The sequence below is a fragment of the Brachybacterium sp. GCM10030268 genome, from assembly GCF_042666305.1.
GTDB lineage: Bacteria > Actinomycetota > Actinomycetes > Actinomycetales > Dermabacteraceae > Brachybacterium.
In genome coordinates this window covers 1-25,754 of sequence record NZ_JBHTCW010000015.1, presented here as the reverse complement: position 1 = coordinate 25,754, position 25,754 = coordinate 1, and the positions used below count along the sequence as shown (strand labels likewise).

21 protein-coding genes and 1 tRNA gene are annotated in these 25,754 nt (G+C 71.1%); 4 read left to right on the top strand and 18 right to left on the bottom strand.

The annotated features are described in order from the left end of the window. The 10 genes from atpE to ACFQRD_RS15625 form a co-directional block, all read right to left on the bottom strand. The gene (atpE, locus tag ACFQRD_RS15670; RefSeq protein ID WP_377019778.1) at positions 1-234 is read right to left on the bottom strand and encodes a F0F1 ATP synthase subunit C; all 234 of its coding nucleotides are present in this window, start codon (positions 232-234) and stop codon (positions 1-3) included. Between the two features lie 84 nt (positions 235-318). After that, complete coding sequence (gene atpB / locus ACFQRD_RS15665; protein ID WP_377019777.1) at positions 319-993, bottom strand: F0F1 ATP synthase subunit A; 675 nt, start codon at positions 991-993, stop codon at positions 319-321. Positions 994-1,329: 336 nt separating this feature from the next. After that, the gene (locus ACFQRD_RS15660; RefSeq protein WP_377019776.1) at positions 1,330-1,794 is read right to left on the bottom strand and encodes a hypothetical protein; all 465 of its coding nucleotides are present in this window, start codon (positions 1,792-1,794) and stop codon (positions 1,330-1,332) included. Beyond that, positions 1,778-2,902 (bottom strand): glycosyltransferase family 4 protein, encoded by a 1,125-nt coding sequence (locus ACFQRD_RS15655; protein ID WP_377019774.1) that lies wholly within the window; start codon positions 2,900-2,902, stop codon positions 1,778-1,780. Before ACFQRD_RS15655 ends, ACFQRD_RS15660 begins: the two co-directional genes overlap by 17 nt. Continuing rightward, positions 2,899-3,948, bottom strand: coding sequence for an L-threonylcarbamoyladenylate synthase (locus ACFQRD_RS15650; RefSeq protein WP_377019773.1), 1,050 nt, complete (start codon positions 3,946-3,948; stop codon positions 2,899-2,901). The genes ACFQRD_RS15655 and ACFQRD_RS15650 overlap by 4 nt, the downstream gene beginning before the upstream one ends. Then, complete coding sequence (locus ACFQRD_RS15645) at positions 3,945-4,865, bottom strand: N5-glutamine methyltransferase family protein (protein ID WP_377019771.1); 921 nt, start codon at positions 4,863-4,865, stop codon at positions 3,945-3,947. Before ACFQRD_RS15645 ends, ACFQRD_RS15650 begins: the two co-directional genes overlap by 4 nt. Further along, positions 4,862-6,037, bottom strand: coding sequence for a peptide chain release factor 1 (gene prfA / locus ACFQRD_RS15640; protein ID WP_377019770.1), 1,176 nt, complete (start codon positions 6,035-6,037; stop codon positions 4,862-4,864). Before prfA ends, ACFQRD_RS15645 begins: the two co-directional genes overlap by 4 nt. Before the next feature lie 149 nt (positions 6,038-6,186). After that, positions 6,187-6,399: a 50S ribosomal protein L31 gene (rpmE, locus tag ACFQRD_RS15635; protein ID WP_377019769.1), complete on the bottom strand. Its 213-nt coding sequence runs from the start codon at positions 6,397-6,399 to the stop codon at positions 6,187-6,189. 130 nt (positions 6,400-6,529) lie between these two features. After that, entirely contained in the window at positions 6,530-7,513 is a 984-nt protein-coding gene (locus ACFQRD_RS15630; RefSeq protein WP_377019768.1) for a LacI family DNA-binding transcriptional regulator, read from the bottom strand. Then, on the bottom strand, positions 7,510-9,522 hold the full coding sequence (locus tag ACFQRD_RS15625) for an aldo/keto reductase (RefSeq protein ID WP_377019766.1): 2,013 nt from the start codon (positions 9,520-9,522) through the stop codon (positions 7,510-7,512). The genes ACFQRD_RS15630 and ACFQRD_RS15625 overlap by 4 nt, the downstream gene beginning before the upstream one ends. 231 nt (positions 9,523-9,753) lie before the next feature. On the opposite strand from ACFQRD_RS15625, the gene ACFQRD_RS15620 reads away from it, so the two are divergent. From ACFQRD_RS15620 to ACFQRD_RS15610, 3 genes are read left to right on the top strand one after another with little or no spacing between them, the layout of a single operon-like run. Then, positions 9,754-11,082, top strand: a complete 1,329-nt coding sequence (locus ACFQRD_RS15620; protein ID WP_377019765.1) for an ABC transporter substrate-binding protein — start codon at positions 9,754-9,756, stop codon at positions 11,080-11,082. After that, positions 11,079-12,068, top strand: a complete 990-nt coding sequence (locus tag ACFQRD_RS15615) for a carbohydrate ABC transporter permease (RefSeq protein ID WP_377019763.1) — start codon at positions 11,079-11,081, stop codon at positions 12,066-12,068. The genes ACFQRD_RS15620 and ACFQRD_RS15615 overlap by 4 nt, the downstream gene beginning before the upstream one ends. Then, entirely contained in the window at positions 12,065-12,976 is a 912-nt protein-coding gene (locus ACFQRD_RS15610) for a carbohydrate ABC transporter permease (RefSeq protein ID WP_377019762.1), read from the top strand. Before ACFQRD_RS15615 ends, ACFQRD_RS15610 begins: the two co-directional genes overlap by 4 nt. 110 nt (positions 12,977-13,086) lie before the next feature. On the opposite strand, the gene rho is transcribed toward ACFQRD_RS15610, so the two are convergent. The 5 genes from rho to lysA form a co-directional block, all read right to left on the bottom strand. Continuing rightward, positions 13,087-15,282, bottom strand: coding sequence for a transcription termination factor Rho (gene rho / locus ACFQRD_RS15605; RefSeq protein WP_377019761.1), 2,196 nt, complete (start codon positions 15,280-15,282; stop codon positions 13,087-13,089). 353 nt (positions 15,283-15,635) lie between these two features. Then, entirely contained in the window at positions 15,636-16,550 is a 915-nt protein-coding gene (gene thrB / locus ACFQRD_RS15600) for a homoserine kinase (protein WP_377019760.1), read from the bottom strand. After that, positions 16,547-17,605, bottom strand: coding sequence for a threonine synthase (thrC, locus tag ACFQRD_RS15595; RefSeq protein ID WP_377019759.1), 1,059 nt, complete (start codon positions 17,603-17,605; stop codon positions 16,547-16,549). Before thrC ends, thrB begins: the two co-directional genes overlap by 4 nt. Positions 17,606-17,609: 4 nt before the next feature. Continuing rightward, positions 17,610-18,977 (bottom strand): homoserine dehydrogenase, encoded by a 1,368-nt coding sequence (locus tag ACFQRD_RS15590; RefSeq protein ID WP_377019758.1) that lies wholly within the window; start codon positions 18,975-18,977, stop codon positions 17,610-17,612. 136 nt (positions 18,978-19,113) lie between these two features. Continuing rightward, on the bottom strand, positions 19,114-20,529 hold the full coding sequence (gene lysA / locus ACFQRD_RS15585; protein ID WP_377019757.1) for a diaminopimelate decarboxylase: 1,416 nt from the start codon (positions 20,527-20,529) through the stop codon (positions 19,114-19,116). A 328-nt stretch (positions 20,530-20,857) separates the two neighbouring features. Here lysA and ACFQRD_RS15580 point away from each other — a divergent pair, with 328 nt between their 5' ends. After that, positions 20,858-23,134 (top strand): bifunctional alpha,alpha-trehalose-phosphate synthase (UDP-forming)/trehalose-phosphatase, encoded by a 2,277-nt coding sequence (locus tag ACFQRD_RS15580; RefSeq protein WP_377794170.1) that lies wholly within the window; start codon positions 20,858-20,860, stop codon positions 23,132-23,134. A gap of 134 nt (positions 23,135-23,268) precedes the next feature. Here ACFQRD_RS15580 and ACFQRD_RS15575 read toward each other — a convergent pair. From ACFQRD_RS15575 to ACFQRD_RS15565, 3 genes are all read right to left on the bottom strand, one after another. Beyond that, positions 23,269-23,341, bottom strand: a tRNA-Arg gene (locus ACFQRD_RS15575). Positions 23,342-23,419: 78 nt separating this feature from the next. Beyond that, entirely contained in the window at positions 23,420-24,472 is a 1,053-nt protein-coding gene (tsaD, locus tag ACFQRD_RS15570) for a tRNA (adenosine(37)-N6)-threonylcarbamoyltransferase complex transferase subunit TsaD (protein ID WP_377019755.1), read from the bottom strand. Then, positions 24,469-25,341 carry a M23 family metallopeptidase gene (locus ACFQRD_RS15565; protein WP_377019754.1) on the bottom strand — a complete coding sequence of 291 codons (873 nt, stop codon included), beginning with the start codon at positions 25,339-25,341 and terminating at the stop codon, positions 24,469-24,471. Before ACFQRD_RS15565 ends, tsaD begins: the two co-directional genes overlap by 4 nt. Positions 25,342-25,754: the final 413 nt, after the last annotated feature.

Here is a 25,754-nt window from a genome sequence, read left to right as displayed (position 1 = left end):
TCAGCTGCCGAAGAGCAGGCCGGTGACGATGGCCAGCAGGGTCAGGATCTCGGTGAAGGCGATACCGATGAACATGGTGGTCTGGAGCTGGCTGCGCAGCTCGGGCTGGCGAGCGGTCGCCTCGGCGGTCTTGCCGACGATGATGCCGATGCCGATGCCGGGGCCGATGGCGGCGAGACCGTAGCCGACGGATGCGACGTTGCCGTTGAGCTCCGAGAGAATCATCGGGTCCACAGGGGTTTCCTTTCGTTGTGCCGCCCGGGCGGACGGCGGAACTGGGTCTTGCGGGGACGGAAGATGTCGAGCGAGCGGGCCGGCTCAGTGCTCGTCGGCGATGGCCATCTGGATGTACACCGCGGAGAGCATCGTGAAGATGAAGGCCTGGAGGGCGGCGACGAAGATCTCGAAGCCATAGATGCCTATGGCGAGCGCACCGGCCAGCGGCGAGACGACGATGAGCCAGCTCGCGGAGAGCAGGAGGCCCTGCGTGAGGCCGATGAAGACGACCATCATGATGTGACCGGCGACCATGTTGGCCAGCAGTCGGATCGTCAGCGAGCCCCAGCGGATCAGCACCACCTGGAGGAACTCGATCGGGACCAGCAGCAGGTAGATCGGCTTGGGCAGACCGGGAGGCATGGTCTCGTGCTTGAGGTAGCCCCCGAAGCCGTGCACCTTGACGCCGGAGACGACGTAGGTGACGAAGGTCCACAGGGCCAGCACCAGCGGCAGGCCGATCACCGAGGTGCCCGCGAGGTTCAGCCCGGGTACGACGCCGGCGAGGTTCATCGCGAGGATGAGGAAGAACAGCGTGGTGAGCATCGGGGCGAAGCGCTTGCCCTCGCGGAGCCCGAGCGTGTTCTTGATGATCGTGTTGTTCACGAAGTCGAGCATCAGCTCGACGATGCTCTGGACGCGGCCGGGCACGAGCTTGGCGCGGGAGGCGATGATCGCCAGGACGATGAGGACCACGGCCAGGACGATGAGTCGCACCAGCTGGACGCGGTTGAACTCGAACCAGGTGCCGTCGAAGAGGATCGGTGCCGGGAAGAATTCCGACAGGCTCGGGACGTGGAAGAGCTCATCGCCTTCTGCGTACAGGGCCGGAGTGCCGTCTGCGGTGTTCAGCTCGATCTCCCGTGGTCGTAGTGCCGGGCGCTGCTGCGCCGGCCTTGGCCGTCATCTCGATCGAGTCCAGTCCCGTTGCGGCCACCGTGCGTACGGCGATGGACGACGCCAGGGCGTTCCGGGTGGTCGATCAGTGGTCGGACTCGCTGCGGTATTGCACCGTGATCAGCGGTCGAGCACCTTCGAAAGCATAACAGAACGTCACTGCTCGTCAGGAGCCGCGTCGGGCTCGCGAGCGGGTTCGACATCCAGCGGCTGACGGGAGCGTGCCAGCAGCACAGCCTCCACCAGCACGGCCGAGACGGCGCCGACCAGCAGGGCCAGACCGATCCAGCGCGTCGAGACCGAGTCGAGGTCCCGGACCGCCACCAGGACGAGGATCACAATCAGCATCTTCACGGCCCAGGACCCGAGCACCGTGGCCGCCATCGTCACCGGCGTCATGCGCTTGCCGAGCAGGGCGATCGCGACCGTGGGCAGCACGACCACGAGGGTCAGTCCGGTGCCGATGAGCGCGCCGACGAGAGCGCCGGAATCGGGGCGGGACGCGGCGAGGGCGAGGACGACGGCGTCGAGCAGGAGGCCGACGGCGAGGGCGATGAGCGTGGCTCGCTGCATAGCGCGGTCGCCGACCGCGCGGCGCCGGGACTCAGGGTGCGGAGACATCGGATTCCTTCCGGTGACGGCCTGGGCGCCATCTGAGCGGGTCGAAGGTGAGCAGGACGGCGAACAGGAGTCCGCACGCCCAGAAGATCATCACGGCGCGGGCGGAGAGCACGATGGGCAGCAGCAGCCCGACCGAGATCACCACCGTCCACGTGTACATGATCAGCACGGCGGTGCGCTTGGAGTGTCCCAGGCTCAGCAGGCGGTGGTGCAGGTGCGCCTTGTCGGCGTGGAACGGGGACCGGCCCGAACCGATCCGGCGGACCACGGCGAGGCCGAAGTCGAGGATCGGGATCACCATCACGCCCACGGGGAGCAGGATCGGCAGGAACTGGCCGAAGAAGTCCGCCCCGGAGAGCCGGGCCGGGTCGACCTGCCCGGTCACGGCGATGGTGCTGGCCGCCAGCAGCAGCCCCAGCAGCATGGAGCCGGAATCTCCCATGAAGATGCGCGCCCGGGTGAGGTTGTGCGGCAGGAAGCCCAGACAGGCACCGATCATCACCGCGGTCAGCAGCGCGGCGAGCGAGGAGTAGTCGGTGGTCGAGGCACTGCGGGTCAGCGTGTAGGCGTAGACGAAGAACCCGGCGCCGCCGATCGCCATCACCCCGGCGGCGAGCCCGTCCAGGCCGTCGACGAAGTTCACGGCGTTCATGCTCACCACGACGACCAGCACCGTCAGCACCAGGGCGGTGCGCGGGGAGAGCAGGGTGACCCCGCCGATGGGCAGGGAGACGAGCTGGACTCCCTGCCAGGCCAGGAGCAGGGCGGCGAGGACCTGTCCGGCGAGCTTGGTCACCCAGTCCAGGTCCCACTTGTCGTCGGCCGCCCCGAGCAGGCACACCAGCCCGGCCGCCGCCAGGATCGCCCACGGCTGTCCGGAGTCGCGATACAGGCCCTCGAGGAAGGGGACGTTGCTGGCAACGAGAATCGCGGCGGCGACCCCGGCGAACATCGCCACGCCGCCGAGACGCGGGGTCACGGAATCGTGGACGTCGCGGTCGCGCACCGCGGTCATGGCTCCCGCACGCCGTGCCAGCAGCCTCACGGCGGGCGTGATCAGGTAGGTGACCGCCGCGGAGACCAGGAGGATGAAGAGATAGATCCTCACCCGGTCGGATTCTCCGGCCTGTCCCCCGGCCCCGCTGCAGGGCGGCCGCCTTCGGACGCATCCGTGGCGGGCTCGTCGGTGGTGGGCTCCTCCGTGGCGGGGGATTCCCCGGCGGCAGCGGCGAGGTCGCTGTCGGGAGCGACCGATTCGGAGGAGAGTTCGACGAGATCGGGTTCGGAGGGCAGGTCCAGCACGCCCGCCGCGTCGTCGGAGCCTGCGCCGTCCGCGGAGACGGGCACGACTCCCGCCGTGACCGGAGCACCCTCCGTGCCGTCCTCGCCGGGCAGCTCGGTCCCGGCGGGATCGGCCGCAGGGGCGGTGGTCCCGGCGGCTGTGTCCTCGGAGCCGTCGACCGTGGGCTCGCTGTCGGCGGCCGGGCGCTCCTCGGGGCTCGGCTCTGGCTCGGGGGCGGTGAAGATGTCGCCGACGACCGCGATGATCTGCTCGGCGGTCACGGCGCCTTCGCGAACGATCTCGGCGGGCTCGACGGTGGTGTCGAGGATGGTGGAGCTGGTGCCGAGTCGGGCCGGGCCGCCGTCGAGGTACTCCTCGACGGCGTCGCCGAGCTGGGTGGCGGCATCCAGCACCGTCACCGCGGCGGGCTTGCCGTGGCGGTTCGCGCTGGAGACGGCGAGCGGGCCGGTGCGGCGCAGCAGCTCGAGGGCGATCTCGTGATCGGGCATGCGCAGGGCGACCGTGCCCCGGGTCTCCCCCAGGTCCCAGGTCAGGGAGGGCTGGGCCTTCAGGATCAGCGTCAGCGGGCCGGGCCAGAACTCCTCGGCGAGGCGCTCGACGTAGTCGGGGACGTCGACGGCCAGGGCCAGCAGCACGGCGTGGTCGCCGACGAGGACGGGCGGTGGCGTGTCCCGCCCGCGGCCCTTGGCCTCCAGCAGAGCGGTGACGGACTCGGCGGTGAAGGCGTCGGCGCCGATGCCGTAGACGGTGTCCGTCGGCAGGACGATCAGCTTGCCCGCGCGGACGGCGTCGGTCGCGGCCGTCAGGGCGGCCTCGCGGGTTTCGGGGTTCTGGGTGTCGTGCACGCTCACCGGGTCAGTGTCTCACTTCCAGGGGTCGGGTCCCCGGCGGCACGGCGCGCCACCAGGAAGCGGTCGCGGCCGGTCAGATCGGGGACGGTGCTGAGGCTGTCGAAGCCGCCGATCCGGGCGGCGGTGTCACGGGTGGCCGCTCCCTGGACGTCGGCGTGCTCCATGATCAGGATCCCACCGGGCCGCAGCAGCCGGGCGGCCCAGGAGATCACCGCGCGGGGAACCTCCAGGCCGTCCTCGCCGCCGCCGAACAGGGAGCGGTGGGGGTCGTGCTCGAGCACCTCGGCGTCCCGGGGCACGGCCTCGGGCGGGATGTAGGGCGGGTTGGCCAGCACCGCGTCGACCGGCGCCATGGCGGCCAGGGTCTCCAGTGCGGGAGTCTGCGGATCGGCCGTCAGGTCGGCCTCCAGGACCCGGCCGCGGCCGGGTCCGGCCAGCTCGAGATTCTCGCGGGCGAGCTCGGCGGCGAGCGGGTCGATCTCGACGGCCAGCACGCGGGCTCCGGGGAGCTCGTCCAGCACCGAGGCCCCGAGCGTCCCGCCGCCGGCGCACAGGTCCACGACGAGCTCCAGCGGTCCGGCCGAATGCTCGCGAAGCAGGTCGGGGACGAGTTCCGTCTCCGGGCGGGGGATGAACACGCCGGGCCGCACGGCGAGCATGAGCCCGCGGAAAGGAGCACGGCCGAGCACGAGCTGGAGCGGTTCTCGCCGCTCGCGGCGCGCGGTCAGCTGCTCCAGGTCCGCGGCGAACGCCTCCGGGAGCTCGTCGAGCAGGACCAGGGGCCGCTCGGTGCGAGCGGCCGCCGCGATCAGGGAGCGGGCGTCGGCGCTTGCCGAGGGCACACCGGCCTGTCCCAGGCGCTGGGTCGTCGAGGCCAGTGCGGCGCGCAGCCGCTCCCGGACGTCGGGCGTGCTCATCGCGCGACTCCGGTCTCGGACTCGGTCTCGGTCTCGGCGGAGCGCTGGGAGTCGGCGAGCCGGGCGGCGCGCTCGGCCTCGCGCGAGGCGGCGATGAGGTCGTCGAGGTCGCCGGCGAGGACCTGGGCGAGGTTCCCGGCCTTGTAGCCGGTGCGATGGTCGGCGACCCGGGACTCGGGGAAGTTGTAGGTGCGGATGCGTTCGCTGCGGTCCACGGTGCGCACCTGGGAGCGGCGGGCGGCGGAGGACTGCTGCTCCTGCTCCGCGCGCCGGGCGTCCAGCAGCCGCGTGCGCAGGATCCGCAGTGCCTGGTCGCGGTTCTGCAGCTGGCTCTTCTGGTCCTGGCAGGAGACGACGATGCCGGTGGGCAGGTGGGTGACGCGCACCGCGGAGTCGGTCGTGTTCACGCTCTGACCGCCGGGGCCGCTGGAGCGGAAGACGTCGATGCGCAGGTTCGCGGGGGCCATCGCCTCGGCGAGCACCTCGGCCTCGTCGGTCTCGTCCGCCTCGGGCAGGACCAGCACGCCGACGGCGGAGGTGTGGATGCGGCCGGCGGATTCGGTGACCGGGACCCGCTGGACGCGGTGGACCCCGGCCTCGTACTTCAGGTGGGCGTAGACGCCGTCGGCCGGTGCCGCCCCGGATCGGGAGCCGATCGCGGCGGTGACGTCCTTGAGCCCGCCCAGATCGGAGTCCGCGGAGGCCAGAACCTCGACGCGCCAGCCCTTGCTCTCGGCGTAGGCGCGGTACATCCGCAGCATCTCGGCGGCGAACAGGGCGGACTCCTCGCCGCCGGCGCCGGCCCTGATCTCGAGGATGACGTCGCGGGCGTCGTCGGGGTCGCGCGGGGCGAGCAGGTCCTCCAGGCGCTCGCGTTCCTGCTCGAGGCGCGCGGTCAGCTGCTCGGTCTCGGCCGCGAGCTCCGCGGCGAGCTCCTCGTCCCCTTCCGCGGCGCCGGGCTCGGCGAGCTCGCGAGCGGCCTCGAGATCCGCGGCGGTGGCCTCGACCTGTGCCGCGGTGCTGAGCACGGTGTCCAGCTCCGCATAGCGGCGGCCGATGCGGCGGGCCCGAGCGGGGTCGTCGTGGAGCGTGGGCTCCGCCATCGCCTCCTGCAGGCGGGCGTGCTCGAGGCGCAGCGGTGCCAGACGATCATCGTGATCGGCCGTGCTCATCGCCGCGTGCTCCCCTTGTCTCCGGTTCCCCGGTCACCCATCGCTGCCGGACCGTCCGGCCCGGCTGCTCTCCCGCCGCCCGCTCGGGGCCGCTCAGAGAACGACGCCGGTGCACGCCGTGGGGCGCGCACCGGCGTCGGAGTCGTGACTCAGGAGTCCTTCTTGCCGTACCGGGCCTGGAACCGGGCCACGCGGCCGCCGGTGTCCAGGATCTTCTGCTTGCCGGTGTAGAACGGGTGGCACGCGGAGCACACCTCGGTGCTGATGGCACCGTCGGTCTTGGTGCTGCGCGTGGTGAACGAGTTGCCGCAGGTGCACGTCACCTGGGTCTCGACGTACTGGGGGTGGATCTCGGCCTTCATGTCTCTCCTTCTCGGGGTCGCTGGGTCGGTGCCCGGCCGGGCATCGTGAACCAGAACCGACGTCACAGTCTGCCACGGCCCGCTCCCCTTCCGCGAGGGATCGCGGTGCGGCGTGTGCAACATCGCCGCCTCAGGTCGAGCCCCGCACCTCGAGGCGATAGGGCACGACCCGGTGCGCCTGCTCGCCGCTGAGCGGTGTCGTCCCCTCCAGCATCCCGGCCACCAGCTCGACCGTCTCCCGCGCGAGGGCCCCGATGTCGATGCTCAGCGTGGTCAGCTCGGGTCTGACCAGCGCCGAGATCTCGAGGCCGTCGATGCCGACCAGACGCACCTGGTCGGGTACCGCCACGTCCATGGAGTGCAGGGTGCGCAGCAGACGCACCGCGAGCTCGTCGTTGAAGGCGACCAGGGCGTCGGCCCCGGTGGCGAGCGCTCGTTCCAGGGCCTCGCGGTGCCCGCTGCGGGCGTCGACCTCGTGGATCGCCGCCTCGCCGTCCTGGGTGAGCGGGCCGAGGGCGGCGGCGAGCTCCCGAGCGCGCTCGCCGATGCCTCCGCCGGCGAGGTCGAGCACGACGGGACGACGGACGCCGACGTCGCGCAGGTGCACCGCCAGTTCCCTCATCGCCCCGGACATGGTCAGCTCGACCACTCCGGCGCTGTCGACCTGATCCGCAGACCCGTCCAGCCGGACCACCGGCATCCCGGCACCTTCCCGGATCCCGCTGGTCAGCACGCCGTAGCCGACGATCGCATCGACGCGCCGGGCGAGCTCGGTGGCCACGGTGTCGGGCTGAGGAGCATGATCCGCCTCCGCGAGGACCACGTTCCATCCGCGCGTGGAGCATTCGCGCACGACCGCGGCGCCGAGCTCGGCGTAGTACGCGTTCGAGAGGTCCATGATGACCAGTCCGAGCGTCGTCGGCCCCTGTTCGACCAGCCCGCGACCGAAACGGGAGGGCCGGTAGTTCAGCTCGCGCACCGCCTCCAGCACCCGCTCCCGGGTGGCGGGGCTGATCCCGGCCATGTCGTTGAGGGCACGGGAGACCGTCTGCCGGGAGACGCCCGCACGCTCGGCGACGTCGAAGATCGTCGGCCGGCGCTCCCCCGCGCTCACCGGGTCTCGGATGCCAGGTCCAGCCAGTCCAGGTCGGCCTGGGTGAGCTCCACGCCGAGGCCGAGGGTGGACGACCGCATCTCGGCGATGCTGCGCGGGCCGAACAGGGGGAACGTCGGGAACGTCTGATGGAGCACGAAGGCGAGCGCGATGGCCGTGGCGGGCACGCCGTGCTCCTCGCCCAGCGTCCGCGCACGGGCCAGACGCTCGAAGTTCTCCTCGCTGTAGTAGCAGCGCACGAGCTCGGGGTCCGAGAGGTCGTCGGGGTGCGCGCGCCCGGTGAAGAAGCCGCGGGCCTGCGAGGACCACGGGAGCAGGGCGATGCCGCGCTCCTGGAGCCAGGCCTTGGAGTCCGGGTCGGTGGCGTGGACGCAGCCGGCCCACGGCACGTCGAGGGCCTGGGCGAGGCCGAAGTGGTTCGAGAGGATCGTGAAGCCGGTGCGGCCGTTGCGGCGCGCGTAGTCGTTGGCCTCGTCGACGCGCTCGGGCGTCCAGTTCGACCCGCCGTACGCGCGGAAGCGGCCCGCCCGCAGGTGCTCGTCCATCACGTCGACGAACTCGCCGACGGGGACCTCGAGGTTGTCGCGGTGCATCATGTAGAGGTCCGCGTGGTCGGTGCCCTGCCGGTCGAGGGACTCCTCGAGCTGGCGGGTGATCGACTCGGGGTCGCAGTGGGGGGTGTGGGCGCCCTTGGTGATCACCACGACGTCGTCGCGCACGCCGCGATTGCGGACCCATTTCCCGAAGAGCCTCTCGACGTAGCCGCCGCCGTAGATGTAGGCGGTGTCGAACGTGGTCCCGCCGATCTCGTAGAACGCGTCGAACATCGCCGAGGCGTGGGCGAGGTTCATCTGGTTGTCACAGCCCATGACCAGGCGCGAGACCTTCTTGTCCACCCCGGGGATGGAGCCGTAGGTCATGGCGGGGCCGGACTGCACGCTGCCGGCGACCAGCGGGGCGCCGGTGAGGGTGGGGATGTCGGCATCGTCCGCCTCGAACGGGTAGCGCAGTCCGATCTGCTCCCGCCAGAGGTCGAGGGCGCGGGCCTGGCCGAGCGAGTTCTCGAGCGTCACCTCCGGGACCACCCCGTCCCCCCGGGCGGCCCGTGCGAGCGCGTCGGCCTCGAGGGCGTAGGGGGCGGCCGACGGGATCTCGATCCGCTGGGGCTGCTCGCCGACCACGTCGAGCTCGATCACCTGCTTCTCCCCCAGCCCCCAGGGGTCGGCCAGTCGGATCACGCCGCGGGTGCCGGTGATGGTCGCCGTCTGCGGGTCGGCGAGGCGCACCCCGGTGCGCAGGCTGGCGGTGATGTCACCCGGCAGCGTCACCTCGGCGCTCGCCCACTCGTCCACGCCCGTCTCCCCGATCGTGCCGCTTCCGCGCAGCGCGGTCGGGTCGGCGAAGGCCGTCCGCTGTGCGGCGCCCGCGACGAACCGGGCGAACGACAGCGGGTAGCAGCCCACGTCGAGGATCCCGCCGCCGGCGGTCGCGGTCTCGAACAGACGTCCCGAGCGGCCGCCGGTGTCGAAGGCGAAGGAGGCGTCGACATGGGTGACCTCGCCGATCGCCCCGTCGGCGACCAGCTCGAGCACGCGCACCGTCTGCGGGTGGTAGCGATACATATAGGCCTCGAGCAGGACCTTCCCACTGCGCGCGGCCAGGTCGCTGAGCGCCATCGTGGTCCCGGAGTTCGGCGTCATGGGCTTCTCGCACAGCACGTGCTTGCCGGCATCCAGCGCGGCGGCGGCGAGGCGCGCATGGCCGGTGTGGACGGTCGAGATGTAGACGGCATCGACCTGGTCCGAGGCGAGCACCTCCTCGTAGCCGCCGATGATCCCCGGTTCCTGGAGCGGGAACTCCTCGGCGAAGGTGCGGGCCCGCTCGGTCGAGGAGCTGCCGACGGCGACCAGCACACCGTCCTGCGAGAACGGCAGCTGCGTGGCGAAGCGACGGGCGATGGAGCCGGGCCCGAGGACGGCCCAGCGGAACGGGGTGGAGGTGGTGCTCATGGAGACGTCGTCGTCCTTCGGGGTCGATGTCCGGGGAGCCGTGAACGTTCACGACCCCGTCACGCTATCTCGACCACCGGCGCGAGGACAAGCGGAACACCCCTTCGTGTCGCGACCCTCCGAGCACGCTCCGACCTCGAACCGTTGACGCCCCTGTCACCCGATGCCATGATCTGCGTCACCCCGTGAACGTTCACGGTCCATGATCGCCACTCGATGAGGAGGGTGTGCATGAGCGACGCGCACGCACGACGACGACCACGTAGGTCCCTGTTCCCGGGCGGGCCGTCCCGCCGTTCGCTGATGGGTGGTGCCGCGGTGCTCCCGCTGGCACTGGCCGGCTGCGGCTCCCACCCGTCCATCTCCGACGATCCCGATCAGCTCGTGATGTGGTACTGGGATCGCTCCGCGAGCCCGCAGCTGCTCGACCAGGCGAGAGAGCAGATCCCCGGCACGGACCGGCATCTGCGCGCCGATGTCATCGGCACCAACTTCGACACGAAGCTGCGCACGAGCCTGGCCGGGAACGCCTACATCCCCGACATCACGTACATCAACTCGAACAATGCCCTCTATTTCACCAACGAGGACCTCTTCCTGGATCTCTCCGAACTCGGTGCTGACGCGGTCAAGGACGAGTTCTACGAGTGGAAGTGGGAGCTCGGGACCACTCCCTCGGGCCGCTTCTGCTTCTTCCCGCTGGACATCGGGCCCACCGGGTTCTACTACCGCCAGGACGTCTTCGAGCAGGCCGGGCTCCCCAGCGAGCCGGGTGAGGTCTCCGAGGCGATCGCGACCTGGGAGTCGTTCGTCGAACTGGGCCGTGAGCTCGACGGCGCCGCCGAATCCGCCCTCGTCAATGACGCCCAGGCGATCTACGAGGGGTTCCTCAACTCCAGTCCCGAGCGCTACTTCGACACCGATGACGCGCCGCTGTACGACCGGCCCGACTCCGCTGTACGGCAGGCCTGGGACGTGACGGTCGCCGCGATCGAGGCGGGCTGCACCGCCCGGATCCCCCGGGACCGGGGCACGGATCAGAACGCCGCGTGGTCCAGCGGCCGCACCGCGGGCAACATCAGCGCCGCCTGGTGGGCACAGATCCTCGAGGAGTCCGCCCCGGACACCGCAGGGTCCTGGCGCATCGCGGACCAGCCCGTCCGGGCCGGCAACAACGGCGGCTCCTTCGCCGCCGTCCCCCGCACCTGCAAGGACCCCGAGGCCGCCCTGGCCTTCATCACCTGGGTCAACTCACCGCAGAACCAGGCGGTCGCCTATCAGGACGTCCAGCTCTTCCCGTCCACACCTGCCTCGTTCGACGAGCCGACGATGCAGTACGCGGGCGACTTCTTCGGCGACCAGGACCCGCTGGAGTTCTTCTCCGCCGCCGCTGAGACCGTGCCGACTTCCTTCATCAGCACCTGGGAGACCGTGATCGCCGGGACCTTCACCCTCGAGATCACCAACGTCGAGACCGCGGGGAAGGACCCCGAACAGGCGTGGCAGGACGCCCTCACCCAGTCCGCGAAGGTCCTGGCCAAGAGAGGGGTGGAGCAATGAGCACCACTGCCACCACCGCACCCACGTCCCGCGGCGGCGAGAACGTCGCCCGCCGGAGGCGACGGATGCGCGAGCGCCTGCCGCTGTACCTGGCGATCTCCCCCTTCTATCTGCTCTTCGCCGTGTTCGGGCTGTTCCCGATCGTGTTCTCGATCGTGCTGTCGTTCACCGACTGGGACGGCATGGGGGACATCTCCTTCGTCGGCCTCGCCCAGTACCAGTACCTGCTCACGGACGGGCGCTTCTGGAACGCCGTCGCCAACACGTTCATCATCTGGTTCCTCTCCACGGTGCCGATGCTCTTCCTGGCGATGGTCATCGCCTTCCTGCTGCACCAGAACATCCGCTTCACCAAGGTGTACCGGGTCGCGTTCTTCCTGCCCAACGTCACCTCGATGGTCGCCATGGCCATTGTCTTCGGATCGGTCTTCTCCGACACCTTCGGCCTGGTGAACTCCGCCTTGACGGCACTGGGCATCGACGCGGTCCCGTGGCTCTCCAGCAACTGGGGGATCAAGGTCACGATCGCCGTGATGGTGATCTGGCGATTCACCGGGTACAACGCGATCATCTTCCTCGCAGGCCTCCAGGCGATCCCCACCGATCTGTACGACTCGGCGAAGGTCGACGGCGCGAATCTCGCGCAGGTCTTCTTCCGGATCACCGTGCCGATGCTCCGGCCGATCATCCTGTTCACGGTTATCACGTCGACCATCGGCGGCCTGAGCCTGTTCACCGAGCCCCAAGTCCTGCTCGGTGACAGCGGCGGCGCCGGTGAGGCCGGCATGACGATCGTCCTCTACCAGTACAACCAGGCCTTCACCCAGTTCGACTTCGGATACGGATCAGCCATCGCCTGGGCACTGTTCCTGATCGCCGCCGTCTTCTCGATCATCAACTGGCGCCTGGTCTCGGGCAGAGGCGACGGCACCGGCCGCCCCACGCCCGCGAAGAAGATCTCCCCCACGACGGAGGCCCGCCGATGACCACTCTCACTCCCGTTCCCGATCAGAGCGCGGACCCGGGCTCGGCGGAGAGGACGCGCGGCCCGGGCACGAAGCACTATGTCGCCAGGGGCCGAGTCACAGGACTCATCACGCACCTGTGCGTGCTCGTCGGCGTGCTCCTGTCGATCTTCCCGTTCTACTGGCTGATCGTCATGTCGACGTCGACAACCGGCGAGATCTTCGGCTACCCGCCCAAGCTCACTCTCGGCACCAGCTTCACCGAGAACGTCCGCAACGTCGTCTCCAGCGTCGACCTGCTGGGGTCGCTGACGAACACGATCATCGTCTCGACCGCGTGCGCCGTGCTGGTCATGTTCTTCGACTCGCTGGCGGCCTTCGCCTTCGCCAAGTTCGACTTCCCGGGCCGGAAAGCCCTGTTCGTGCTGCTGATCGCGACGATGCTGGTGCCCGGCAGCCTGTCCCTGGTTCCCAGCTTCATCCTCATGTCCGAGCTGGGATGGGTGGGCACCCTGCAGGCCCTGATCGTCCCGGGAGCGGCCAACGCCTTCGGCATCTTCCTGCTGCGGCAGATGGCGGCCGGATCGATTCCCGACGAGCTCGTGGAATCGGCGCGCATCGACGGGGCCGGCTTCTTCGCGACCTACTGGCGGGTGGCCGTCCCGCTGCTGCGAGGGGGTCTGGCGTTCCTGGGGATCTTCACGTTCATCACCGCATGGAACGACTACGTCTGGCCGCTGATCGTGCTCGTGGATCCCGAGCGCCAGACCCTGCAGACCTCGCTGCAGAACCTCAACTCGCTGTACCTCACCGACTACGGGATGGTGATGGCGGGAGCGCTGATCAGCGTCGTCCCGCTGATCGGCGTGTTCATCATCGGCTCGCGGCACTTCATCGCCAATATCGCCGCCGGGGCGATCAAGGGCTGAGGTGCCGGCTGCCCCGGCGCCCGACGCCCCATGAGAGAGAGCCTGCTGTCATGTCCGTCCAGGACATGACAGCAGGCGCTCCATCGGGTGGCTCGTCGCCGTCCGGAGGGTCAGTCCGGGTTGCGGCCGTTCACGCTCGGCGTGTTCTTCTGGACCGTCATGAGGAACTCGGTGTTCGACTGGGTCTTCTTGACCCGCTCCATGAGCAGTTCCAGGGCCTGCTGCTGCTCGAGGGAGCCGAGCACGCGGCGGAGCTTCCACATGATGGCCAGCTCCTCCTTGCCCATGAGAGCTTCCTCGCGGCGCGTGCCCGAGGCGTTGACGTCCACGGCCGGGAAGATGCGCTTGTCCGCGAGGTGACGGGACAGGCGCAGCTCCATGTTGCCGGTGCCCTTGAACTCCTCGAAGATCACCTCGTCCATCTTGGAGCCGGTCTCGACCAGGGCCGAGGCCAGGATGGTCAGCGATCCGCCGTGCTCGATGTTCCGGGCCGCGCCGAAGAACCGCTTGGGCGGGTACAGCGCCGAGGCGTCGACACCGCCGGAGAGGATGCGGCCGGAGGCCGGCGCGGCGAGGTTATAGGCACGCGAGAGGCGCGTCAGCGAATCCAGCAGCACCACCACGTCGCGGCCCATCTCGACCAGGCGCTTGGCGCGCTCGATGGCCAGCTCCGCGACGATCGTGTGGTCCGAAGCGGGACGGTCGAAGGTCGAGGCGATGACCTCACCCTTGACCGTGCGCTGCATGTCGGTGACCTCCTCGGGGCGCTCGTCGACCAGCACCACCATGAGGTGGACCTCGGGGTTGTTCTGGGTGATCGCGTTGGCGATCTGCTGCATGACGATGGTCTTGCCGGCCTTCGGGGGCGCGACGATCAGACCGCGCTGGCCCTTGCCGATGGGCGAGACCAGATCGATCACGCGCGGGGCGAGGTTGGTCGGAGCCGTCTCCAGGCGGAGGCGATCGTCCGGGTACAGCGGGGTGAGCTTGCCGAAGTCCACCCGCGAGCGGGCACGGTCCGTGGGCATCCCGTTGACCGTGTCGACCTGCACCAGTGCCGCGTACTTGGACTGGTTGCCGCCGCCACCGCCCTTGCCGCGGCGATTGCGTCCGCCGCCGTGGCGCTGGGGCTGCTCGAACTGCTGGTCCTCGCCACCGCGGGGCGGCTTCACCTGGCCGGTGATGGCGTCGCCCTTGCGCAGGCCCGCGCGCCGGACCTGGTTCATGGTCACGTAGACGTCGCTCGGCCCGGGGAGGTACCCGGTGGTGCGGATGTAGGCGTTGTTGTCCCGGACATCGAGGATGCCGGCGACCGTCATCAGCTCCTCGCCCTCACGGGGCTCGGAATCCTCGTTCTGGTCGCCGCGACCATCCTGGTTGCCCTGGCCGCCCTGGTTGCCCTGGCCGCCCTGGCCCTGGTTCCCCTGGTTGCCGTAGCCCCCCTGGTCGTTCTGACCGCCGCGGCCGCGACGCTTGCGGTCGCGAGAGCGGTTGCGGTTGCGCGACCGGCCGCGACGATCGTCGTCGACGTTGTCCCCACCCTGGCCGCGGTCGTCCTCGTCCTCACCCGAACGGTCGGGCAGCTCAATGTCCTCGAGGCGGCGACGCTGGCCCGCGCCCTGCTGCTTCCCGCCCTGCTGGTTGCCACGGCGATCCTGGTCACCACGACGGTCCCGGCCCTGCTGGGAGCCGCGGTCCTGCTGGGAGGCGCGGTCCTCGCCTCGGCGAGCGTCGTCCTCGTTGCCGCTGTCGTCACGGGAGCGGTCCTGGCCGGCGGTGTCCTCGCGGCGATCGCCACCCTGGCGATCCTCGCGGCGGCTCTGGCGGCGGTCGTCCTGGCGCCCGCCCTGGCCGCGGTCCTCGTCACGGCGAGCCGCGCTCTCGGTCGCCGCGCTGGCCACGGGCAGTTCCAGCCCGAGGTCGGGGGCGGCCTCGGTGCTCTCGTCCCGCTCGCGCGAGCGGGAACGGCCGCGGCCGGAGGAGCGAGTGCTCTCGGCGGCCGAGGCCGGCTCCTCCTGCGCTTCACGGGTCGACGTGCCGCCCCTGGTCGCGGGCTCGCTCGTCGCGGACTCGTTGGGTGGTGCGGCGGGCTCTGCGGCCGCCGGCGGCGTCGCCTGCGGGGCCGGGGCGCTCTGCTGGGCGGGTGCGGCGGAGGGGGCCGACGTGGACCCGCCCCCGCGGATCGCGTCGATCAGCTCGCCCTTGCGCAGGCGGCGGGCGCCCTTGATGCCGAGTCCGGCCGCGATGGACTGCAGCTCGGGAAGCTTCTTCGCCGCGAGATCTGCGCCGGAAGTGGTGTCGTTCACCCGGGTTCCTTCCTGTCGGACCGGCCGATGCCGGTCCTGATCTGGTCTGGGGGTGCCGCTGCGTGGCAGAGGGACGATGTGGTCCGGGTGCCGCAGCAGCTCGTCCGAGCAGGAGTCGTATCCACGGTGCAGGGCACCGGTGATCGGCCTGCTGGTGTGCTTCGGGGTGCGTCGGCGTCGGTGCACGGGCCTGCTCGGCACGACGTGCGCGGAGCGCAGAGGAACATGCGGGACGCTGATCAGGGAGATGCATCGTGACGCGGAACCCTGCTCGACGCGTGGGCTGCAGTGTTCGCAGTGCTCACAGTCTTCGTGCAGTGCTCATGGCCGGACGATGCCGCCTGGACGCATGCTCAACCTACCACAGGGGCGGCAGCGCGCTCCCGGACCGGGACCTGGGCGATTCGCCACGTCTCGGGCTCGTCGACGATGCGGCGGACCAGCGGGGCGATCTCGGATCGGCGCCCGGACAGCACCAGCACCGACGGTCCGGCCCCGGAGATCACCGCGGGATGACCCTCCTGGCGCAGCACCCGCATCAGCTCGAGGCTGCGAGGCATCCCCGGTGCACGCTGCTCCTGGTGCAGGCGGTCCTCGGTGGCCTCCATCAGCAGCGCGGGATCACCGGCGAGTGCATGCACGAGCAGCGCCGCGCGCGAGGCGTTGAAGACCGCGTCCTCGCGCGGCACCGTCTCGGGCAGCAGGCCGCGCGCCTGGTGGGTGGACAGCGTCGCCGTCGGCAGCAGCACCAGCGGGCGGAGGACCCCCGGGGCATGGGTCAGAGGAACGGCGCGGGCCCTGCCGGCGTCCATCCACGACAGCGCGACGCCCCCGAGGACGGCCGGCGCGGCGTTGTCGGGGTGGCCCTCGAACTCGCTCGCCAGTTGCAGCAGGCCGGCGTCGTCGAGCGCCTCGGGCTCCGCGAGCAGACCGCGGGCCAGCAGCAGCCCGGCGACGGTGGCGGCCGCGCTGGAGCCCAGTCCCCGGCCGTGCGGGATGCGGTTGACGGTGCGCAGGCGCACGCCGACCTGCGGGGCGCCGGCGTGGTCCAGACCGCGACGCAGGGCGCGCACCACGAGGTGGTCCTCCCCGGCGGGCACCGAGTCGGCGCCTTCACCGGTGGCGTGGATCTCCGTGCCGCCGGTGGTGGCCTCGAGCTCGAGGTCGTCGCAGAGCTCGAGCGCGAGGCCGAGCGTGTCGAAGCCCGGTCCGAGGTTGGCCGCGGTCGCGGGGACCCGCACGGAGACCCGGGGATGCTGGATCCTCACAGGCCGATGGCCTCGGCGGCGGCATTGACGTCGGCCCCGATCACCGTCGGGGTCATGTCGCGCTGGGACAGCGCCGTGTCGATGTCCTTCAGCCCGTTGCCGGTCACCGTCACCGCGATCGTGGCGCCGGCCGGGACGAGGCCCCGCTCGGCCTGCTGGAGCAGGCCGGCCACTCCGGCCGCGGACGCCGGCTCGACGAAGATCCCCACCTCGGCGGCGAGCAGACGCTGCGCATCGAGGATCTGCTGATCGGTGACGGCGTCGATGAGGCCGCCGGAGTCGTCGCGGGCGGCGACGGCGAGGGTCCAGGACGCGGGGGCACCGATCCGGATGGCGGTGGCGACGGTCTCGGGGTCGGTGATCGGGTGACCGGCGACGAAGGGCGCCGCGCCGCTCGCCTGGAACCCCCACATGGCCGGGAGCGCGGCGGTGATCCCGGCCTCGTGGTATTCGCGATAGCCCATCCAGTACGCGGAGATGTTGCCGGCGTTGCCGACCGGGAGGACGTGGATGTCCGGGGCGCGGCCCAGGGCGTCGCTGACCTCGAACGCGGCGGTCTTCTGGCCCTGCAGGCGGTACGGGTTCACGGAGTTGACCAGCTCGACGGGATGCTCGGCGTCGAGCTTGCGCGCGATCTCGAGACAGTCGTCGAAGTTGCCCTCGACCTGGATCAGCTGGGCACCGTGGACCACGGCCTGGGCGAGCTTGCCGGCCGCGATCTTTCCCTGCGGCAGCAGCACGGCGCAGGTCATGCCCGCCGCGGTGGCGTAGGCGGCGGCCGAGGCGCTGGTGTTGCCGGTCGAGGCGCAGACCACGGCGGTCGCCCCGTCGCCCACGGCCTTGGTCATCGCCGCGACCATCCCGCGGTCCTTGAAGGAGCCGGTGGGGTTCTGTCCCTCGACCTTGATGTGGATCTCTGCGCCCACGCGCTCGGACAGAGCCGGGGCGGGCACCAGCGGGGTCCCGCCCTCCCCCAGGCTCAGGAGGGTATCGCCCTCGGCGAAGGGCAGGTGCTCGCGGTATTCGGCGAGGACGCCGCGCCACTGGTGTGCCATGGGGTCATTCTCCTTCGATGCGCAGGACGGAATCGATGCCGAGGACCGTCGCCGTCGCGGAGAAGACGTCCAGCGACGCGGTCATCGCCGACTCCAGGGCGCGGTGGGTGGTGATGCCGATGCTCGCCAGCGCCTGCTGCTCGGTCCCGTCGCCCTCGAGCAGCTCCTGGTGGATGGTGGAGATGGAGATGCCGTACCCGGAGAGGGTGCCGGCGATCTCGGCGAGCACGCCGGGGCGGTCCTGCACGGTCAGCGAGACGTAGAAGGCGCTGCGCAGGTCGTCGATCGCGATCACGTCGAGCTCGGCGTAGCGCGACTCGCGCGGGCCCACTCCCCCGCGCACGCGCTGACGGGCCGCGGAGACCACGTCGCCGAGGATCGCCGAGGCCGTCGGTGCGCCGCCGGCTCCCTGGCCGTAGAACATGAGCGACCCGGCGGCGTCGGCCTCGATGAACACGGCGTTGTAGGCGTCGGAGACGGAGGCCAGCGGGTGGCTGTCGGGGATCAGTGCCGGGTAGACCCGGGCGGAGACCCGCTCACCGGTCTCGTCCTCGATGCGCTCGATGATCGAGAGCAGCTTGATGGTCCGGCCCATCCGGGTGGCCGCGGCGATGTCCTGTGCGGAGACCTCGGTGATGCCCTCGCAGTGGACGTCGGACAGGCGCACGCGGGTGTGGAAGGCCAGCGAGGCCAGGATCGAGGCCTTCGCGGCGGCGTCATGGCCCTGCACGTCGGCGGTGGGATCGGCCTCGGCGTAGCCGAGCTCCTTCGCACTCTCCAGCGCCTCGTCGAAGCTCGCCCCGGTGCGGGTCATCGCGTCCAGGACGTAGTTGGTGGTGCCGTTGACGATGCCGAGAACCCGCTGGATGCGGTCACCGGCCAGGGACTCGCGCACGGGCCGGACCAGGGGGATGGCGCCGGCCACCGCCGCTTCGAAGTACAGGTCCACGCCGTGGATGTCGGCCGCTTCGTAGAGGGCCGCGCCGTCCTGGGCGAGCAGGGCCTTGTTCGCCGTCACCACGCTGGCTCCGCCGGCCATGGCCTCCAGCAGGAGCGTGCGGGCGGGCTCGATGCCGCCGATGACCTCGATGACCAGGTCCGCCTGCTGGACGAGGGACGTGGCGTCCTCGGTGAGCAGTTCGGCGGGGACGTGCTCCCCGCGGTCGCGGGTCAGGTTGCGCACGGCGACGCCGATGACCTCGAGGCGGGCGCCGATGCGGTGGGAGAGGTCCACGCCCTGCTGGGAGAGCAGGCGCAGCACCTCGGTGCCGACGGTGCCGGCTCCGAGCACGGCGACGCGCAGGGTCGGCAGCTCGGTCGAGGTGTCGGCGCCGGCCGGTGACGGCGGGCTGCCGGGAGAGCTCTGGGACATGCGTGAGGTGGTCCTTCCACACGGTCCGGCGGTGGCCGGGGGCGGGCTCTGGCACTGTATCGGAGGTCACGGGTCCTTCGTGACCGTCGATGAACGACGAAGAACTGTGCGCGGACCCACGGACCGCGCCCGCTCCTCAGCCGACGTCGAGGGCGAGGAGGTCCTCTTCCGTCTCGCGACGCATCAGCGTGCGCAGCTCTCCGTCGCGCACGGAGACCACCGCGGGGCGCGGGACGTGGTTGTAGTTCGAGGCCAGGGAGTAGCAGTAGGCGCCGGTCACCGGGACCGAGACCAGGTCACCGCGCTGCACGTCGGCCGGGAGGTACTCGTCCTTGACGACGATGTCCCCGCTCTCGCAGTGCTTGCCGACCACGCGCACGACTTCGGGGGCGGCGTCGGAGACGCGTCCGGACAGCAGGCACGAGTAGTCCGCGTCGTACAGCGCAGTGCGCACGTTGTCGCTCATGCCGCCGTCGACCGAGACGTACACGCGGTGATGCGGGCCGCCGAGGTGGACGTCCTTGACGGTGCCCACCGAGTACAGCGTGTGGGTCGAGGGGCCGGCGATCGCGCGGCCGGGCTCGAAGGACACGTGCGGCACGGGGAGAGAGAGCGCCGCGGCCTCCTGCTCGATGATCCGGGCGATGCCGGCGGCCAGCTCCTCGGGGGTCGAGGGGGTGTGCTGGGTGTTGTACATGACGCCGAAGCCGCCGCCGAGGTCGAGCGCGAGGATCTCCCGGCCGAGCTCGTCGCGGACCTGGGCCATCAGCTCCAGCACCCGGCGGGCGGCGATCTCGAAGCCGCCGACGTCGAAGATCTGCGACCCGATGTGGGAGTGCAGGCCCACCAGGTCGAGCGTCTCCGGTCGGGCGATCACGCGACGCACCGCCTCGAGGGCGTCCCCGGCGGTCAGGGAGATCCCGAACTTCTGGTCCTCGTGGGCGGTGGCGATGAATTCGTGGGTGTGGGCCTCGACGCCGGTGGTCACACGCAGCATCACCGAGGCGACCACGCCGAGCTCCCCGGCGAGACGGGAGACCTGGTCGATCTCCGCCAGGGAGTCGATGACGATGCGCCCGACGCCCGTGGACAGTGCGCGGCGGATCTCCGCATCGGACTTGTTGTTGCCGTGCAGGGCGATGCGCTCGGTGGGGAAGCCGGCGCGCAGGGCGACCGCGAGCTCACCGCCGGTGGAGACGTCCAGGCCGAGCCCCTCCTCCTGCATCCACTGCGCCACCGCGGTGCACAGGAACGCCTTGCCGGCGTAGTACACGCCCGACCCGCCGAGATGGGCGAAGGCGCCGGCGAACGCGTCGCGGAAGCGGACGGCGCGGGAGCGGAAGTCCTGCTCATCGACGACGAAGACGGGGGTGCCGACCTGCTCCGCGATCTCGTGGACGCTGAGGCCGCCGGTGCGCAGCGAGCCGTCCTCACCGCGCACGGTGGTCTCCGACCACAGTCCGTCGATCAGCGTGTTGACGTCGGTGGGATACGGCAGCCAGGTGGGGGCGGCGTCGTTGCCGTGGAGGGCTCCGGCCTCGTGGGCGCGCATGTCTGCTCCTGTGGTCTGCTCGATGGCCGGTCGCGGGCGCGGCGGCGACTCCCGACCCTAGACCGAGCCGGGCCGGCGCTGGAGCCGCGTCCGCCCCGCGGGCTCGCCGACGGGGCTGCCGTGCCGGCCCGTCCGGCCGGTCGGTGGGCATCTGTGCTGGTCAGCGTGCCTGCTGAGACGGCAGCGCGGCCGCCGAGGTGTCCCGGGTGAGTGATCGCACTTGGTAGTCTCCCGATATCGGAGCGGAAGCCGGCCTCCGCCGCCCTCCGGCAGCGCGACGGCGCGGGCTTCCCGGCCGCTCCCGTTCGAACGTCGCGAAGGAGACACCGTGCCCGCAGCCGCTTCCCGTCCCGATCCCGGCCACCAGCTGGTGGTGGTCGCCAACCGGTTGCCGGTCGACACCCGCACCCTGCCCGACGGGGCGACCGAGTGGGTCACCAGCCCCGGCGGCCTGGTCACCGCGATGGAGTCCGTGATGCGCACGGTGGAGTCCGGGGCGTGGGTCGGCTGGGCCGGTTCGCCCGGGGAGCCGCCCGAGCCGTTCGAGGCCGACGGGATGTCCCTCTACCCGGTCCGTCTCGAGCAGGAGGACATCGAGCGGTACTACGAGGGCTTCTCCAATGCCACGCTGTGGCCGCTGTACCACGACGTCATCGTCGATCCGGAGTTCCACCGCACCTGGTGGGGCTCCTACGTCGGCACCAACCGGCGCTTCGCCCGCGAGGCCGCGGCCGTCGCCGAGGAGCACGGGACGGTGTGGGTCCACGACTATCAGCTGCAGCTGGTGCCGCGGATGATCCGCGACGAGCGCAGCGACGTGCGCATCGGATTCTTCAACCACATCCCGTTCCCGCCCGTGGAGCTGTTCTCCCAGCTGCCCAAGCGCAACCAGATCCTGCGCGGGCTGCTGGGGGCGGACCTGGTGGGATTCCAGCGTGAGAGCGACGCCCAGAACTTCGTGGCGGCGGTCCGCAAGCTGCTGGGCTACCACGTGGACGGGCAGACCATCTCGGTCCCCGGTCTGGGCGCCGCCCCGGTGCGCGAGGTCGTGGCCCAGACGTTCCCGATCTCCATCGACTCCGCCTCGATCTCCGCGCTGACCGAGGATCCGGAGGTGCGCGAGCGGGCCGTCCAGCTGCGCAAGGACCTCGGCGATCCGCAGAAGATCGTGCTGGGCGTGGACCGCCTCGACTACACCAAGGGCATCCGTCACCGGCTCAAGGCCTGGGGCGAGCTGCTCGACGACGGCTCCGTGGATCCCCAGGACACCGTCATGGTCCAGGTCGCCACGCCGTCGCGCGAGCGGGTCGAGGCCTACAAGCAGCTGCGCGACGAGGTCGAGCTGACCGTCGGCCGGATCAACGGCGACCACTCCTCGATCGGTCGTCCCGCCGTGTCGTATCAGCACCGCTCCTTCGACCGCCGCGACATGACCGCCCTGTTCATGACGGCCGACGTCGTGCTCGTCACGGCGCTGCGGGACGGGATGAACCTGGTGGCCAAGGAATACGTGGCCTCCCGTCCGGATCTCCAGGGCGTGCTCGTGCTCAGCGAGTTCGCCGGCGCCGCCGACGAGCTCCGCGCCGCGGTGACGGTCAATCCCCACGACATCGATGACCTGAAGGCCGCGATCCTGCGGGCGCTGACGATGCCGCCGGAGGAGCAGGAGGAGTCGATGCGCTCCCTGCGCCACCAGGTGATGGAGAACGACGTCCAGGCCTGGGCGCACGCCTTCCTCCACGAGCTGGAGCAGATCGGGCGTCCCGAGCAGGTGGCCAAGCCCGTCATCCGGCTGACCGGGGACGAGCCCAGCGACCCCGAGGCGGTCGAGTCCGCCCTGCGCGACTTCGCCACCGTCCCGCGGATCCTCGTGGCCTCCGACTTCGACGGGGTGCTGGCGCCGATCGTCGCCGACCGCGACGCCGTCCAGCCCGACCCCGAGGCCCTGATGGCGCTGCGCGACCTCTCCGAGATGCCCGGCGTCGCGGTGGCGCTGGTCTCCGGCAGGGCGCTGAGCAATCTCGACTCCCACACCTCGATGCCGAGCTCGGTGGTGCTGGTCGGCTCGCACGGCGCCGAGGTCGGTGCGCTGCCGCCGTGGATGCAGGCCGAGGTGCTGGACTCCGCGGCGCTGACCATGTCCCCCGAGAAGGAGGACCTGCTCGCCGCGATCACCGGCAACCTGAACCGGATCTCCCGTGCGCATCCGGGTGCCGAGGTCGAGACGAAGCCGGCGGCCGCCGTGCTGCACACGCGCAACGCGCGCGGGCGGGGCTCGATCAACGCGACCGAGGCCGCCCTGGAGTACGCCGTCACCCTCCCCGACGTCACCGTCACCCCCGGCAAGGAGGTCGTGGAGTTCTCGGTCGTCCACACCTCCAAGGGTGCGGCGATCGACGCCCTCGCCCGCGCCAGCGCGGCCGATGCGTGGCTGTACCTGGGCGACGACGTCACCGACGAGTCCGTCTTCTCCCAGCTCGGCGAGGGCGACGTCGGGATCAAGGTGGGCGGCGGGGATACCGCGGCCCGGCTGCGGATCGAGGACATCGACGCGGTCCGCTCGCTGCTGCAGCGCCTGGTCGAGCTGCGCGGGCCGCAGGGCTGAGGAGCGGGCGGCGAGCGGGCCCGAGCGGGCTCGCTCGCCGCCCTCCGCGCCTGAGCGTCGCGTACAGATGCGCGACCTCGTCACATGAGAGAGCCGGGGCACCGTGCTGACGGTGCCCCGGCTCCGGGTGTCAGTGCCCGCGACAGGATTCGAACCTACGACCTTCTGCTCCGGAGGCAGACGCTCTATCCACTGAGCTACGCGGGCCGACCACGGAAGTCTAGCAACACCACGCGCCGGGATGACCATCCGTGCCGGGCAGGCGGCGCCGGTGTGAGAGGGACCTCACCGCGGCAGCGGCAGCTGGGCCCCGTGCAGGACCGCGGACGGATCCGCGGCGATGCGCAGCCCGCTGGGGTCGGCGCCGGAGCGGACCAGCAGGTCCCCGACGGCGGCGATCATGGCGCCGTTGTCGGTGCACAGCCGCGGCGGCGGGATCCGCAGCTCGACGCCCGCCGCATCGCAGCGCTCCTGCGCCACGGACCGCAGGCGTGCGTTCGCGGCCACGCCGCCGACGATGACCAGGGTGTCCAGCTCCCGCTCGCGGACGGCGCGCAGCGACTTGGTCACCAGCACATCCACCACGGCCTGTTCGAAGGAGGCGGCGATATCGGCGACCGGCACCGGCTCACCGGCGCGCTCGAGGGTCTCGACCGTGCGCGCCACGGCCGTCTTGAGACCCGAGAAGGAGAACGTGAAGGGCGCATCGCCGGGGCGCAGCAGGGCGCGGGGGAAGGAGAAGGCACCCGGGTCGCCGCCTGCCGCGGCGCGCGAGATGGCGGGCCCGCCGGGGTAGCCCAGGCCGAGCAGCCGGGAGACCTTGTCGAAGGCTTCACCGGCGGCGTCGTCGAGGGTGTCGCCGAGATGCTCGATCGGGTCGCGCACGAGATCGCCGACGGCGAGGATCGACGTGTGGCCGCCGGAGACGATGAGGATGATGCTGCGCTCCGGCAGCGGCCCGTGCTCGAGGGTGTCCGCGGCGGCGTGACCGGCCAGGTGGTGGACGCCGAACAGCGGCTTGTCCAGGGCCCAGGCGACGGACTTCGCGGCGGCGAGGCCGACGTGGACGGCGGTGGCCAGCCCGGGTCCGGAGGTGACGGCGACGTGGGTGATGTCCTCGGCCTCGACACCGGAGTCGGCGAGGGCGATGCGCAGGGTGGGGACCGCGGCGTCCAGGTGGGCGCGGGCGGCGATCTCGGGGACCACTCCCCCGAACTCGGCGTGCTGGGAGGCGCTGGAGGCGAGGCCCTGACCGAGCAGGACGCCGTCGGAGACGATCCCGAATCCGGTCTCGTCGCAGGACGACTCGACGCCGAGGACGACCGGGGTGCGGCTCACTGCAGCAGCGACATCGGGTTGGAGTAGTTGCCCGCCTCGTCCATCTTCGCGAAGTGGAGATGGCAGCCGGTGGAGCGCCCGGTGGTGCCGACGTAGCCGACGACCTCGCCGGCCTCGACCGTGGCACCGACAGAGGTGTTGAAGCCCTGCAGGTGGTAGTAGCCGGTGATGACCCCGTTGCCGTGGTCGATCTTCACGCGGTTGCCGGAGGCGTGGTGGTACTCGACGGCGACGACGGTCCCGCCCTTCGCGGCGTGGACCGGGGTGCCGCAGCTGGCACCGAAGTCGACGCCGTCGTGGCCCTTGAAGTAGCCCAGCACGGGGTGCATGCGACCGCCGAAGCCGGAGGTGATGGGGCCGCTGACGGGACGGACGTACCCGCTGCTGCCGGCTGCCCCGGCGGAGCTCTCGCTCACCGCGGGTTCGGGCTCGGGGAGCTCCACCTCGATGCCGAGATCCTCTGCGGGCTCCTCGGACGCGGCGTCCTCCTCGGCGGGAGCGGTGCGCTCCTCGCTCCGGCTGGCGCTGTCCTCGTCCGCACGGGTCTCGGCCGCGGCCTGCTGTGCAGAGCCGGCGGCCTCGGCGACCGGGAGGGCGACGGGCGGGACCTCGGCGGCGGGGCCGGCCTGCTTCGCGGAGTCACCCTGGCCCCGGGAGCCGGCCTCGGACGCCTGGGACGCGCTCTGGGGCATGTCCTCGTCGACCCCGGCCGCGGCAGCGGCCAGCGGTGCGGCGATCGTGGCGGTCGCGAGTGCTCCGAGCACGCTGACCTTCACCACACCGGCGGGGAGGGTCGCGTCGCGATGAGTTCCTCCGATGGCACGGTGCTTGCGCACCGTGGCGCGTCCGTCAGCGCGATGATTCGCCACGTATCTCGACCTGCTTCCAGTACGACTGCACATTCCGGGTTCCTGCGTCTGTCCGAGCGCGACGCCGGACAGGGGAAGTACGCGTCGCCGAACAACCTCCGTCAATCTACGGTCGGACCTGGGCGTGGACGGCTAGGTCAACCGGGTCATTGCCAAGTTTTTGCCCTCACGCCCCAAAGGTTGCCGGCGCTTGACGGGGCGGGCCCGCCACGAGTGGGGCGGAGCACCGCAGGGCAGCGACGCCTCTCGCGCGGATGCCGGAGGATTCCGGTGCCCGAGGATTCCCGAGGATTCAGGCGCTGCGGTCTACAGTGGCGTCAGTGTGAGGCTCTGTGGTGCCGCGGATGTCGCGGTGGTTGGATCGCTTCCATCCGGTGATTGGCCCGTACAGTGGCTGCCGCTCCTCGCTGAGC